Origin of the sequence: Streptomyces sp. NPDC001796, assembly GCF_042892355.1 — a bacterium.
GTDB lineage: Bacteria > Actinomycetota > Actinomycetes > Streptomycetales > Streptomycetaceae > Streptomyces.
Genome location: NZ_JBIAUC010000003.1, coordinates 442,508 through 455,676, shown reverse-complemented (window position 1 = coordinate 455,676; position 13,169 = coordinate 442,508). Strand labels below are relative to the sequence as shown.

The following is a 13,169-nucleotide window of genomic DNA, read 5'->3' as shown; positions in this document are numbered from 1 at the left end:
GGGACGGCGTTCGACGGCCCCGACCAGCGACCGGCCGACAAAGGTTGCTCCTCGGGAGGCAGGGAAGTCACCCCAGGAAGCTCAACCGGACCCGACGGTCTGTGTTATCGGTGTTCGTGTCCACCAGGCACACCGACTGCCAGGTCCCCAGTTTCAGCTCTCCGCCGATGACCGGCAGCGTCGCGTGAGGCGGGACAAGGGCCGGCAGGACATGGTCACGGCCGTGGCCGGGGCTGCCGTGGCGGTGCTGCCAACGGTCGTCGGCCGGGAGGAGGGTGTGCAGGGCGGCCAGGAGGTCGTCGTCACTGCCGGCGCCCGTCTCGATGATCGCCACGCCGGCCGTGGCGTGCGGCACGAAAACGTTCAGGAGGCCGTCCCTGCCCCTGCTCACCTCGCGCAGGAAGGTCACACATTCTTGGGTGAGGTCGAAGACCCTCTCCGAGGATCCGGTGGCGATATTCAGGACGCGGGTGCTGAAGGCATCGGACATGCCTCCATCGTCACCCACACGACCGAACTCACACACAGCTGGTGGCCGTCCGACGATACGAGCGGTCCACTTCTCGAGACACCGTTGACCCGGAAGGCGCCATCTGGCTACTTTCAACCGCATGTTGCGTTCAGCCCTGCTCACCACGCGCGGTCACATCGACCTGCTGCGGGTGGCCTCTGCCGCGTGTCGCCGCGGTCGCTGACGCACTCTTTCCCTCTCTTTCACCTCTTTTCCTCGCCTTGGCACCGCCCTGCCCGCACGCCTGAGTCCTCTCTGACGCGGCGCCGCCAAGGTGCGTCCCCGTCCGGCCGCTCTCCTCCTCATGGAGCACGTATGAGCATCAGCCATGCCCCACCTGGCGCAACAGAGTCCGACATTTCGGCGATATCAACAGATGGGCAGGTCGCGCCCGAGCTCGAGCCCCTCGTCCCCTCCTCCGCTCGCCGCACACGCGTCCCCCGCTGGCTGCGGCGCACCTCCGGCCCGCTCCTGCTGCTCGCCCTGTGGCAACTCCTCAGCAGCACAGGCGTGCTGCCCTCCGACATCCTCGCTTCTCCCGGCAGGATCGCGCAGGTCGCGGGCGATCTCGTCGCCGACGGATCCCTGCCCTCCGCGATGGGCACCTCGCTGCGCCGGGTCGCGGCCGGTCTGCTGTTCGGCACCCTCATCGGCACCGGACTCGCCCTCGTCTCCGGGCTGTTCCGCATCGGCGAGGACCTCGTGGACGCGCCCGTCCAGATGCTGAGAACGGTCCCATTCGTCGGACTGATCCCGCTGTTCATCATCTGGTTCGGCATCGGCGAGGCCCCGAAGGTCGCCATCATCACCCTCGGCGTGACCTTTCCGCTCTACCTCAACGTCTACGCCGGCATCCGCGGCGTGGACGCCCAACTGATCGAGGCCGGGGAGTCCCTGGGGCTCTCCCGGTGGGGGCTCGTCCGGCATGTGGTCCTGCCGGGCGCGTTGCCCGGCGCGATGACCGGTCTGCGCTACTCCCTCGGCATCGCCTGGCTCGCCCTCGTGTTCGCCGAGCAGGTCAACGCGGACGCCGGGATCGGCTTCCTCATGGTGCAGGCGCGGGACTTCCTGCGGACCGACGTGATCGTGGTCTGCCTCATCGTCTACGCCTTCTTCGGTCTGCTCGCCGACTTCATCGTCCGCTCCCTCGAAAGGCTGCTGCTGCAATGGCGACCGACGTTCACGGGCCGGTGACGACCGGCGCCGCAAAGGGCCCGGCCCCCGCCTCGGCGGTCCGCGTCGAGGGGCTCACCCGCTCTTTCGACGGGCGCGCCGTCATCGACCGCCTGCAACTCCAGGTGCGGCCGGGAGAATTCGTGGCTCTGCTGGGCCGCAGCGGCTGCGGCAAGTCGACCCTGCTGCGCATCCTCGCCGGCCTCGACCGCGACATCGAGGGCACCGTCCTCGTCCCGCGCCGCAAGGCGGTCGCCTTCCAGGCCCCCCGGCTGATGCCGTGGAAGAAGGTGTGGCGCAATGTGCTGCTCGGGCTGCCCGGCAAGCCCGAACGCAGCGTCGCCGAAAAGGCGTTGGAGGAGGTCGGTTTGGCGCACCGCTCGGACGCCTGGCCGAAGACCCTCTCCGGCGGCGAGGCCCAGCGTGCCTCCCTGGCTCGCGCCCTGGTGCGCGAACCGGATCTGCTGCTGCTCGACGAGCCGTTCGGCGCGCTCGACGCGCTCACCCGCATCAAGGCCCAGCGCCTGGTGGGCGAGCTGTGGCAGCGGCGTGGCTGCGCCGTGCTGCTGGTCACGCACGACGTCGAGGAGGCGGTGCTGCTCGCCGACCGCGTCCTGGTGATGGACGGCGGCGTCATCGCCCACGAGACGACGGTCGACCTGGACCGCCCGCGCGACATCACCGATCCACGCTTCGCGGAGGTGCGCGCCGGACTGCTGGAACGCCTCGGCGTCGCCTCGGCCGCGCAAGCCGGCTGACTCCCCTCCTCTCTTCCTGCAACTCCTGCACACGAACGGATCCGTCATGCGACGACGCCTCCTGCCCGCCGCGCTGCTCCTGCCCTTCGCCCTCCTGCTCACCGCCTGCGGCGGGAACTCCTCCGCCGAGACCTCCGCCGGCGGGCGAACCGACGGCAAGGGCTCCCTCACCCTCAACGTCGGTGACCAGAAGGGGGGTTCCGAGGCGGTCCTGGAGGCCGCCGGTGAGCTCAAGACCCTCGACTACAAGATCAAGTGGTCCACCTTCACCTCCGGACCGCCCCTGCTGGAGGCGGTCAACGCGGGCGCCGTCGACATCGGGGGCGTCGGCAACACCCCACCGGTCTTCGCCGCGGGCGCCGACTCGAAGATCACGGTGGTGGCCGCCTGGCACGGCACGTCCAAGGGCGATGCCGTCCTCGTACCGAAGAACTCCCGGCTGAGCGCGGTGCAGCAGCTCAAGGGCAGGTCGATCGCGGTGGCGCAGGGTTCGTCCGCGCATTACCAGCTGGTCGCCTCCCTCAACAAGGCCGGGCTGAAGCTGAGTGACGTGAAGGTCAAGTACCTCCAGCCGGCCGACGCTCTGGCCGCGTTCACCAGCGGCAAGGTCGACGCCTGGGCGGTGTGGGACCCGTACACCTCGCAGGTGCTGCAAGGGGGTCAGGGGCGCGTCCTCACCACCGGCGACGGCGTGACCAACGGCCTCACCTTCCAGGTGGCGGCTCCGAGCGCCCTGAAGGACAAGAAGAAGGCCGCGGCCGTCAAGGACTACCTGGAGCGGCTGCGGCGCGCCCAGAACTGGGTCTACGCGCACCCCGAGGCCTGGGCCAAGGTGTGGGCGAAGGACACCGGCTTGTCGTACGAGGTGGCGCTCGCCGCCGTGAAGCGCACCAACGCCTCCCGGGTCCCGGTCGCCGTGGACAAGTCGCTGATCGCCTCCGAGCAGCAGATCGCGGACACGTTCACCAGCCTGAAGCTCATCCCGCGCAAGGTGAACTTCGGCGACTTCGTGGACACCGAGTTCAACGGTGACCTGCCCCCGTCCACCGCGACGCCCCGTGTCCTGAAGGAGTCGTGACATGACCGTCCGACTTCACTGGTTCCTGCCGACGGGCGGGGACGGCCGCACCCTCGTCGACCGGCACGCCTACGCGCCCAACGAGGCGGGTGCCGCCCGGCAGGTGCGCGGGGTGCGCCCACCGGACATCGAGTACCTGGCGCAGATCGCCAAGGCCGCCGAGCAGTTGGGCTTCGAGGCGGTACTGACCCCGACCGGCACCTGGTGCGAGGACGCCTGGCTGACCACGGTCGCGCTCGCCCAGCACACCGAGCGGCTGAAGTTCCTGGTCGCCTTCCGGCCGGGACTGATCTCGCCGACGCTCGCCGCGCAGATGGCGGCGACGTACCAACGTGTCACGCGTGGCCGGCTGCTGCTCAACGTGGTCACGGGTGGCGACTCGGCCGAACAGCGGCGCTTCGGCGACCGTCTGGACCACGACCGGCGCTATGACCGGACCGACGAGTTCCTGACGGTCGTCCGCGGGGTGTGGCGTGGGCGGCCGTACGACTTCGACGGCACCCACTACCAGGTCGAGGGCGGGCTCACCGCGGTTCCGCCGGACCCGCTGCCGCAGCTGTTCTTCGGCGGCTCGTCGCCGGCGGCCGGACCGGTCGCCTCGCGGCATGCGGACGTGTATCTGACCTGGGGCGAGCCTCCCGCCCAGGTCAAGGAGAAGATCGACTGGATTCGCTCGCTCGCCGAGCGCGAGGGACGCACGGTCCGCTTCGGGATCCGGTTGCACACCATCTCCCGGGACTCCGCCGCCGAGGCCTGGGCGACCGCCAACCGGCTGCTCGACGATCTCGACGCGGACACGGTCGCGGCAGCGCAGGCGGCGCTCGGCCGCAGCGAGTCGGTGGGGCAGCAGCGGATGCTGGCCCTGCACGGCGGCTCCCGGGAGGCGCTGGAGATCCACCCCAACCTGTGGGCGGGCGTCGGCCTGGTCCGTGGCGGGGCGGGCACCGCGCTCGTCGGCAGCCACGCCGAGGTCGCCGACCGGATCGAGGAATACCACACGCTCGGCATCGAGCACTTCGTGCTGTCCGGCTATCCGCATCTGGAGGAGGCGTACTGGTTCGGGGAGGGCGTGATCCCGGAGCTGGCGGCCCGCGGGCTGCTGGACCCTGGAGCATCGGCGGCGGGCGCGCCGCTCCTCGTCGCGAGCGGACGCTGACCCGCCGGGAAGATCCACGCCCCCGACAGGGTTGGTGGAAGCGTGAACAACACACGCGAGGTCGAGGTCGTCGTCATAGGCGCTGGACAGGCCGGCCTGTCCAGCGCCTATCACCTGCGGCGTACCGGGTTCGAGCCGGATCGCGACTTCGTGGTCCTCGACCACTCCCCCTCTCCGGGCGGCGCCTGGCAGTTCCGCTGGCCCTCGCTGACCTACGGCAAGGTGCACGGGATGCACGCGCTGCCGGGCATGGAGCTGACGGACGCGGATCCGGCGCGGCCGTCGTCGGAGGTCATCGGCGCGTACTTCGACACCTACGAGCGCACCTTCGACCTGCGCGTACGGCGGCCGGTGCATGTACGGGCCGTGCGGGAGGGCACGGAGGGGCGGCTGCTCGTCGAGACGTCGGCCGGGACCTGGTCGACACGGGCCCTGATCAATGCCACGGGCACCTGGGGCCGGCCCTTCTGGCCGCGCTATCCCGGGCAGGAGACCTTCCGGGGGCGGCAGGTGCACACCGCCCAGTACCCCGGGCCCGAGGAGTTCGCCGGACAGCAAGTGGTAGTCGTCGGTGGCGGCGCCTCCGGCACCCAGCATCTGATGGAGATCGCCCCCTACGCCGCCGCGACCACATGGGTGACCCGGCGTCCGCCGGTGTTCCGCGAGGGCCCGTTCACCGAGGACGTGGGGCGGGCTGCGGTGGCACTCGTGGAGGAGCGGGTGCGGCAGGGGCTGCCGCCGCGGAGTGTGGTGTCCGTGACCGGGCTGCCGCTCAACGACGTGGTCCGGCAGGCGATAGCCGACGGCGTACTGGACCGGCAGCCGATGTTCGACCGGATCGTGCCGGACGGGGTGGAGTGGAACGACGGGCGGCATGTGGACGCCGACGTCATCCTGTGGGCGACCGGCTTCCGGGCCGCTGTCGACCACCTGGCTCCGCTGCGGCTGCGCGAGCCGGGCGGCGGCATCCGGGTGGAGGGCACGCGGGTGGTCTCCGACCCGCGGATCCACCTGGTCGGCTACGGTCCGTCGGCGAGCACGATCGGCGCGAACCGTGCGGGACGAGCGGCTGTGCGGGACATCAGGCGTCTGCTGGCGGGGGAAGCGGTCGCCGCCGCGTGAGGCGCGAGGCGCCGGCCCTCTAACCCGTGGTCTCCAGTTGCGCGTCCCGCCGGACCAGGGCCGCGTACCGGCCGTCCAGCTCCAACAGCTCCTCGTGCGTGCCGCGTTCGACCGCGCGTCCGGAGTCGAGGACGACGATCTGGTCGGCGCTGCGGATGGTGGACAGCCGGTGCGCGATGGTGAGCGTCGTGCGGTTGGCCGACAGGGCGTCGATGGCCTCCTGGACGGCGTGCTCGGTCCGTGTGTCGAGCGCGCTGGTCGCCTCGTCGAGGATGAGGACCGGCGGGTCGCGCAGGATGGTGCGGGCGATGGCAAGCCGCTGTTTCTCACCGCCGGAGAAGCGGTGGCCGCGCTCGCCGACGACCGTGTCGTACCCGTCGGGCAGGGACATGATGTGGTCGTGGATCTGGGCCGCCCCGGCCGCCGCGTACAGCTCCTCGTCGGTGGCGTCCGGCTTGGCGAAGCGCAGGTTGTCGGCGACCGAGGCGTGGAAGAGGTAGGTCTCCTGGGAGACGACGCCGACCGCGCGGGCGAGTGTGTCGAAGTCCAGATCGCGCACGTCCACGCCGTCGAGCGTGACCCGCCCGCCCGTCACGTCGTACAGCCGGGGCACCAGGTAGCCGAGCGTGGACTTCCCGGAGCCGGTGGGTCCCACCACGGCGAGGCTGCCGCCTGCCGGGACGGTGATGTCGATGTCCTTGAGGACCGGGCCCCTCTTGTCGTCGTAGTGGAACTCGACGTCCTCGAAACGGATCTCTCCCTTGACCTGGTCGAGGTGGACCGGCTCGTCGGGCGCGGTGATGTCGATGGGCAGGTCGAGGTACTCGAAGATGCGCTGGAAGAGCGCCAGGGAGGTCTGGATCTGGACACCGGTGGAGAGCAGGCTGACCGTCGGCCGGAACAGTCCCTGCTGGAGCGAGACGAACGCGACCAGGGTGCCTATCGAGATGGACGGGCCTCCGAGTTGGAGCGCCAGCCCCGCGGTCCAGTAGATGACGGCGGGCATGGCGGCCATGACGATGGTGATGACGGCCATACGCCAGCGGCCCGCCATGTTGGACTTCACCTCGAGGTCGACCAGGCTCTCGGACTCACGCCCGAAGGACTGGGTGAGCGAGTCGGCGCGGCCCATCGTGCGGCCGAGCAGGATGCCGCTGACGGAGAGCGACTCGGTGACCGTGGCGGCCATCGCGGCCATCTGCTTCTGGCGCTGGGTGGCTATCTTCTTGCGTTCGTTGCCGACACGCCGGCTGATCCACACGAACAGCGGCAGCAGGAGAAGCGAGACGACGGTGAGGCGCCAGTCGAGGGCGACCATGGCGACGATGGTGGCGACCACGCTGGTGAGGTTGGACACCAGGGAGGTCGCGGTGGAGGTGACCGTCGCCTGCATGCCGCCGATGTCGTTGGCGATCCTGGACTGCACCTCGCCCGTGCGGGTGCGGGTGAAGAAGGCGAGCGACATGCGCTGCAGCCGGCCGTAGACCGCGGTGCGCAGATCGTGCATGACGCGCTGGCCGACAGTGGTGGAGATCAGGGTCTGCAGCACGCCGAAGACGCTGGTGACGACGGCGCTGAGGATCATGCCGAGGGCGAGCAGGGTCAGCAGACCGGTGCGGCCCTGCGGGATCGCGACATCCAGGGTCTCCTTCAGCAGGAAGGGCGTGGCGACGGAGACCAGAGACGAGGCGCCGACCAGCAGGCCGACGATCGCGAGTCGGCCACGGTAGGGCTTGAAGAGGTTCAGGATGCGACGGACCTGCCGCGGCTGCTCCGGTGAGCCGCCGGGCGACGGTGTCCATGTGGGTTGGTCGGGGTGCATGGGCTCCTACGGAGGTGAGGCGTTGGAACGCGCCGGGACGCGTATGGACGAGCATCGGGTTCCATCGGATCTTAGCTCATTGTTACCTATACTCACAATGCACAAGGTCCTGATATTGTTCCCGCATGACGACCCCCGATCCGGACAGCCTGCTCGCCGAGCAGCTGCTGCGGCTCACCCGTCGGGTCCACCGAATCCAGAAGCGCCACCTGGAGCGGTGCGACCTGGGCATCACCCCGGCCCAGTCCCGGCTGCTGCGCACCCTCGCCCACTTCGGCTCACCGCCCCGCATGGCGGATCTGGCCGAGCGTCTGGAGGTGGTACCGCGGGCGGTGACGACGCTGGTGGACGGCTTGGAGGCGAGCGGCAGGGTCCGCCGGGTACCGGATCCGACCAACCGGCGAGTGATCCGGATAGAGGTCACGGACGAGGGGCGCAGGGCGTTGCGCGCGTTGCGCGGTGCGCGCCGGTCCGCGGCCGAGGAGATTCTCGCTCCCTTGACGGACGAGCAGCGTGAGGTGCTCGGCGATCTGCTCACCACACTGATCGACGGCGGGGACGTCGCCCCGGTGGCCGAGCGCGACCTCACAGCCGAGCGCGGGCTCGCAGCGGAACGGGAGCGCCGGTGCTGACATCCGGCACCTGAACCGCGTGTGACGGGGGGCGGCTCCCGCTTTCCCCGTCGCGGTTTCCACGGGGACTTGCCGCCCCCCGTCGGGGCCTCACTGGGCGTCAGGGAGCACCGCCGGTTGCTCCCAGGTCTCCAGGTGGGCCCTGTCGCCCATCACCACCACGGGCTCCTGGTCGGGATCGAGCACGCGCAGCAGGTGCCTCATACCGGATTCGGGCAGTGTGACACAGGCCAGCGTGCCGTCCTCGTGATCCACGTGCAGCCAGATACCGCCGCCCTTCTCCTCGCCCTCGGGGCGGGCCGGATCGTGGGGCGGGGTGCCCCTGAGCCGGTTGTAGTCGATGGCGATGACGTAGTCGAAGACGTCCCGGTGCGACTCGCCCAAGTCCTCCGGCGCCTGGTACGACTCCCCCTGGCTGTACGGGAGCCTGGTCCCCGGATCGTCGAGGAGACCGCCGGCGTCGCTGAGCGTGAACACGCCGACCGGACTGCGCAGATCGCCCAGGTGGTGGTCCGTCGTCCAGCCCGCCTTCCCGTTGTGCCCGCGCCAGCGCCCGGACTCCTTCCAGGCCGAGCCCTCCTTCATGTAGAGCACGACCGTGGACTCCGGAGAGTCCTCGTCGTCGCCGTAGACCACCACGACCTGACGCGACCCACCGGGAATCCGCCGGTTCAGCCCGTCACCGACACCCGGAATACGGCTCGGCCCGGGCGTGGGTACAGGTGTTCTCCCGGCCCCGTTCCCCGGGGCACCGCGAACGGTCCGGCCGTCTCGTGTCGGATCGGGGCCTTTCGCCCCGCGGCTCTCGCCCGCCGAACCGCCGCACCCGGGCACGGACATCAGCAGCACGCCGCAGGCCGCCACCGCCATCCGCCTGTCCACAGCCGCACCGCGTCCACCACCAGTTCGCATATGTCGTATCGTCACATCACTTTCCAGGCCCTTCCGTCCGGATGTCCGCCATTCGGCCGCAAGCGACGACGGAGGCCGGTTCTCTGCTGCCGGGCCGGAAAACCGTTTGCTTTCGAGCGCGTTCCGACGCGAGGCTGTCACGGCTTGTCACGGGCAGCCGCGGACCCGCAGACGCTGCCCGCCTGCCGCCGACCCGTTTCCGCTGACACGAGCCACTGGGACGTCATGCAGATTCACGACCTTCCGTATCCCGACCCGGGTGTGCCGGACGCACGCTCGGGCCCCCGATTCCTGTGGTGGCTCGGCCGGAACCAACTGGGCGGGCAACTGAAGTCCCTGGCGTGGGGGCTGCTGCACTTCCTGTCCGTCTGCGGGCTGCCCTTCTGCGTCGGTCTCGCCGTTCAGGCCGTCGTCGACCGGTCGGGCGCCCGGCTCGCGCTGACGGGCGGACTGCTCCTGCTGTGCGGGGCCGGTCTCGCGCTCGGCGACACCATGCTGCACCGCACCGCGGTCACCAACTGGATCACCGCCGCCGCACGGGTCCAGCAGCTCCTGGCGCGCAGGACGGCCCTGCTCGGCTCCGCCCTGACCCGGCGGGTGGCGGCCGGTGAGGTCGTCGCGGTCTCCACCGGTGACGTCGAGAAGATCGGCTGGTTCGTGGAGGCCGTCTCGCGGTTCAGCGCGGCCGCGCTCACCGTCGTCGCGGTCTGCGTCGCGCTCGTCGTCTATCAGCCCGCGCTCGGCGTCATCGTGGCGGTGGGCGTGCCGGCGCTGGCGCTCACCGTGCTGCCGCTGCTGCCCCGGGCGACCCGGCGCGCCGACATCCAGCGCGAGAAGGCGGGCCGCGCCACCGAGCTGGCCTCGGACACCGTCGCCGGCCTGAGGGTGCTGCGCGGCATCGGCGGCGAGGAACTGTTCCTGGAGCGCTACCGCCGGGCCTCCCAGGAGGTCCGCACCGCGGCTGTGCGCAGCGCCCGCATGTGGTCGCTGATCGCGGCGATCCAGGTGCTGATGCCGGGTCTGCTGATGATCGCGCTCGTCTGGCGCGGTGTCCAACTGGCCCATGAGGGGCGTATCGCAGTCGGCGAACTGGTGACCGTGTACAGCGCCGTCATGCTGCTCACCTACCCACTGCAGCACTTCCAGGAGATCGCCATGGCGTACTCCTTCTCTCGGCCGTCCGCCCGGCGCGCGGCCCGGGTGCTGGCCCTGGAACGCGCCATGGACGCCGCGGGCTCCCGCGAGGCAAGCCTGCCGGTCGGCGACCTGTACGACCCGCAGACCGGGCTGCTCGCGCCCGCGGGGGAGTTCACCGCCGTCGTTTGCGGCGACCCGGACGCGGCGGGGGTGCTGGCCGAACGATTGGGCGGACATCCGGCGGAGGAAGGCACCTCGGTGCTGCTGGGCGGCGTCCCGCTGGACGAACTACCGCTCCAGACGGCCCGCACCGCCGTCCTCGTCCAGGACAAGGATCCGGTGCTGCTGTCCGGTTCCCTGCGCGACCTGCTCGACGTACCCGCCTCCGGCGAGGTCGGCGCCGAGGAGGCGCTCGCCGCCGCGCAGTGCGGTGATGTCCTGGACGCCCTCGTGGAGGGTTCGACGGACACCGACGACCCGATGGACGCACGGATCACCGAGCGCGGCCGGTCCCTGTCCGGTGGCCAGCGCCAGCGGCTCGCCCTGGCCCGGTCGCTCATCACGGATCCGCAGGTGCTGGTCCTGGACGAGCCGACGTCCGCCGTCGACTCGCACACCGAGGCACGGATCGCCGACGGGATCCGCCGTCTGCGGGCGGGGCGCACGACGGTCGTGTTCACCTCCTCGCCCCTGCTCCTGGACCGAGCGGACCGGGTGGTGCTGGTGCACGAGGGAGAGGTCGCGGCGGTCGGCCTGCACCGCGACCTGGTGCACGCCGAATCCCGGTACCGCTCGGTCGTCACCCGCGAGACCGACGACGAGGCCGCCGCGCGCGCCGACGTCCTGGCCGAACTGCACGAGCTCGAAGACCTGGAAGAGATCGAGGAGACCGCATGATCGGCGTGGCGCCACCGGCGTACGACCCGGCGGCCCCGACGACGGCGACCACGCTGCCCGTCGGCGCCCCCGAGACCGTACGCGCCTACGTGGCCGAACTGTTCCGCCGGCACCGCCGCCCCTTCCTGCTGCTCATCGCCGTGAACACGATCTCCGTGGTCGCCTCGATGGCCGGCCCGTACCTGCTGGGCGGGCTCGTGGAACGCGTCTCGGACGACGCCCGTGAACTCCATCTGGGACGCACCGTCGCGCTGTTCGTCGTCGCGCTCGTCGTCCAGGCGGTTTTCGTACGCCTGGTACGGCTGCACGGCGCCGTGCTCGGCGAGCGGATGCTGGCCGACCTGCGCGAGGACTTCCTCGTACGGTCCGTGAGGCTGCCGCCGGGCGTCCTGGAGCGGGCCGGTACCGGCGACCTGCTGTCCCGGATCACCACCGACATCGACCGGCTCGCCAACGCCATGCGCGAGGCCGTGCCGCAGCTCGCCATCGGCGTGGTCTGGGTCGTGCTGCTGCTCGGCGGCCTCACCGTCACGGCCCCACCGCTGGCACCGGCCGTGCTCGTCGCGGTACCGCTGCTGGTGATCGGCTGCCGCTGGTACTTCAAGCGCGCCCCGTCCGCCTACCGCTCCGAAGCCGCCGGGTACGCCGCCGTGGCCGCGGCCCTCGCCGAGACCGTGGATGCGGGACGCACCGTCGAGGCCCATCGCCTCGGCGACCGGCGCATCGAGCTGTCGGACCGACGGGTCAAGGAGTGGACCGCCTGGGAGCGCTACACCCTCTGGCTGCGGTCGGTCCTCTTTCCGGTCATCAACGTCACACACGTCACCGTCCTGTCCTCGGTCCTGTTGATCGGCGGGGTGTTCGTCCTGCAGGGCTGGATCGGCATCGGCCAGCTGACGACCGGCGCGCTCATCGCTCAGATGCTCGTCGACCCGGTGGGGCTGATCCTGCGGTGGTACGACGAGCTGCAGGTGGCCCAGGTGTCGCTGGCCCGGCTCGTCGGGGTCCGTGAGATCGAGCCGGACGCCGGCGACATCTCCCTGGCGCCCGACGGCCGTGACGTGGCCGCCGAGGAGGTGCGTTTCGGCTACCGCGCGGGCGTCGACGTGCTGCACAAGGTCTCCCTGCAGGTGGCGCCCGGCACCCGCCTCGCCCTGGTCGGCCCGTCCGGCGCGGGCAAGTCGACGCTGGGCCGGCTGCTCGCCGGCATCTACGCGCCCCGGGACGGCCGTGTCACTCTCGGCGGCGCGGAACTGTCGCGGATGTCGGCCGAGCGGGTGCGCTCGCACGTGGCCCTGGTCAACCAGGAGCACCACGTCTTCGTGGGCTCCTTGCGCGACAACCTGCTGCTGGCCCGGACGGACGCCGTCGACGCCGAACTGTGGGCCGCCCTCGGAGCTGTGGACGCGGACGGCTGGGCGCGTGCCCTGGACGACGGCCTGGACACCGAGGTGGGCTCCGGTGGTCTGGCGCTCACCCCGGCGCAGGCGCAGCAGATCGCGCTGGCCCGGCTGGTACTCGCCGACCCGCACACGCTGGTCCTGGACGAGGCGACCTCCCTGCTCGATCCGCGGGCGGCCCGCCATCTGGAGCGCTCGCTGGCCCGTGTGCTGGACGGCCGCACGGTCGTCGCCATCGCACATCGGCTGCACACCGCCCACGACGCCGACGTCATCGCCGTCGTCGAGAACGGGCGGATCGGCGAGCTGGGCAGCCATGAGGAGCTGGTCGCCGCCGACGGGGCGTACGCGGCGCTGTGGCGCTCCTGGCACGGGTGACCTCGGCCACCCGCCCGCGGGGGCCCGGGGCCGCCTGCCGGGGATCGGCGGCCCGGGCGGTCGGCGGCCCGGGCGGTCGGCGGGACCACTGCCCTCACGGGTGCGCCGGTCCGCCCGCTCACAGACGTCTGTCCCGGCCTTTCCCGGCCGCTGCCCGGCTGCCGTTGCGCGGTGCCGACGCGGGGTGGAAGGC

The 13,169-nt window shown here is 71.2% G+C and carries 12 protein-coding genes; 9 read left to right on the top strand and 3 right to left on the bottom strand.

Annotated elements, in window-relative coordinates:
• Positions 1–67: 67 nt before the first annotated feature.
• Entirely contained in the window at positions 68–490 is a 423-nt protein-coding gene (locus tag ACFYZE_RS08795; RefSeq protein WP_388990275.1) for a secondary thiamine-phosphate synthase enzyme YjbQ, read from the bottom strand.
• 121 nt (positions 491–611) lie between these two features.
• Between ACFYZE_RS08795 and ACFYZE_RS08790 the strand changes: the two genes are divergently transcribed.
• From ACFYZE_RS08790 to ACFYZE_RS08765, 6 genes are all read left to right on the top strand, one after another.
• The gene (locus ACFYZE_RS08790; RefSeq protein WP_313884353.1) at positions 612–695 is read left to right on the top strand and encodes a putative leader peptide; all 84 of its coding nucleotides are present in this window, start codon (positions 612–614) and stop codon (positions 693–695) included.
• Between the two features lie 131 nt (positions 696–826).
• Positions 827–1,705, top strand: coding sequence for an ABC transporter permease (locus ACFYZE_RS08785; RefSeq protein WP_388990274.1), 879 nt, complete (start codon positions 827–829; stop codon positions 1,703–1,705).
• Entirely contained in the window at positions 1,678–2,442 is a 765-nt protein-coding gene (locus ACFYZE_RS08780) for an ABC transporter ATP-binding protein (protein ID WP_388990272.1), read from the top strand. The genes ACFYZE_RS08785 and ACFYZE_RS08780 overlap by 28 nt, the downstream gene beginning before the upstream one ends.
• Before the next feature lie 46 nt (positions 2,443–2,488).
• Positions 2,489–3,520, top strand: a complete 1,032-nt coding sequence (locus ACFYZE_RS08775) for an ABC transporter substrate-binding protein (protein WP_388990270.1) — start codon at positions 2,489–2,491, stop codon at positions 3,518–3,520.
• A 1-nt stretch (position 3,521) separates the two neighbouring features.
• A complete protein-coding gene (locus ACFYZE_RS08770; protein ID WP_388990268.1) occupies positions 3,522–4,676 on the top strand; it encodes an LLM class flavin-dependent oxidoreductase in 1,155 nt (384 codons plus the stop codon).
• A gap of 42 nt (positions 4,677–4,718) precedes the next feature.
• Positions 4,719–5,798, top strand: a complete 1,080-nt coding sequence (locus tag ACFYZE_RS08765; protein WP_388990266.1) for an NAD(P)-binding domain-containing protein — start codon at positions 4,719–4,721, stop codon at positions 5,796–5,798.
• 19 nt (positions 5,799–5,817) lie between these two features.
• Here ACFYZE_RS08765 and ACFYZE_RS08760 read toward each other — a convergent pair whose 3' ends face one another.
• On the bottom strand, positions 5,818–7,620 hold the full coding sequence (locus tag ACFYZE_RS08760) for an ABC transporter ATP-binding protein (RefSeq protein WP_388990264.1): 1,803 nt from the start codon (positions 7,618–7,620) through the stop codon (positions 5,818–5,820).
• A gap of 125 nt (positions 7,621–7,745) precedes the next feature.
• Between ACFYZE_RS08760 and ACFYZE_RS08755 the strand changes: the two genes are divergently transcribed.
• The gene (locus ACFYZE_RS08755; RefSeq protein WP_388990262.1) at positions 7,746–8,252 is read left to right on the top strand and encodes a MarR family winged helix-turn-helix transcriptional regulator; all 507 of its coding nucleotides are present in this window, start codon (positions 7,746–7,748) and stop codon (positions 8,250–8,252) included.
• Positions 8,253–8,342: 90 nt separating this feature from the next.
• Here the strand turns inward: ACFYZE_RS08755 and ACFYZE_RS08750 are convergent, their stop codons facing one another.
• On the bottom strand, positions 8,343–9,164 hold the full coding sequence (locus tag ACFYZE_RS08750; protein ID WP_388990261.1) for a hypothetical protein: 822 nt from the start codon (positions 9,162–9,164) through the stop codon (positions 8,343–8,345).
• 225 nt (positions 9,165–9,389) lie between these two features.
• Here ACFYZE_RS08750 and ACFYZE_RS08745 point away from each other — a divergent pair, with 225 nt between their 5' ends.
• Positions 9,390–11,198 carry an ABC transporter transmembrane domain-containing protein gene (locus tag ACFYZE_RS08745; RefSeq protein ID WP_388990259.1) on the top strand — a complete coding sequence of 603 codons (1,809 nt, stop codon included), beginning with the start codon at positions 9,390–9,392 and terminating at the stop codon, positions 11,196–11,198.
• The gene (locus ACFYZE_RS08740) at positions 11,195–12,976 is read left to right on the top strand and encodes an ABC transporter ATP-binding protein (RefSeq protein WP_388990257.1); all 1,782 of its coding nucleotides are present in this window, start codon (positions 11,195–11,197) and stop codon (positions 12,974–12,976) included. Before ACFYZE_RS08745 ends, ACFYZE_RS08740 begins: the two co-directional genes overlap by 4 nt.
• Positions 12,977–13,169: the final 193 nt, after the last annotated feature.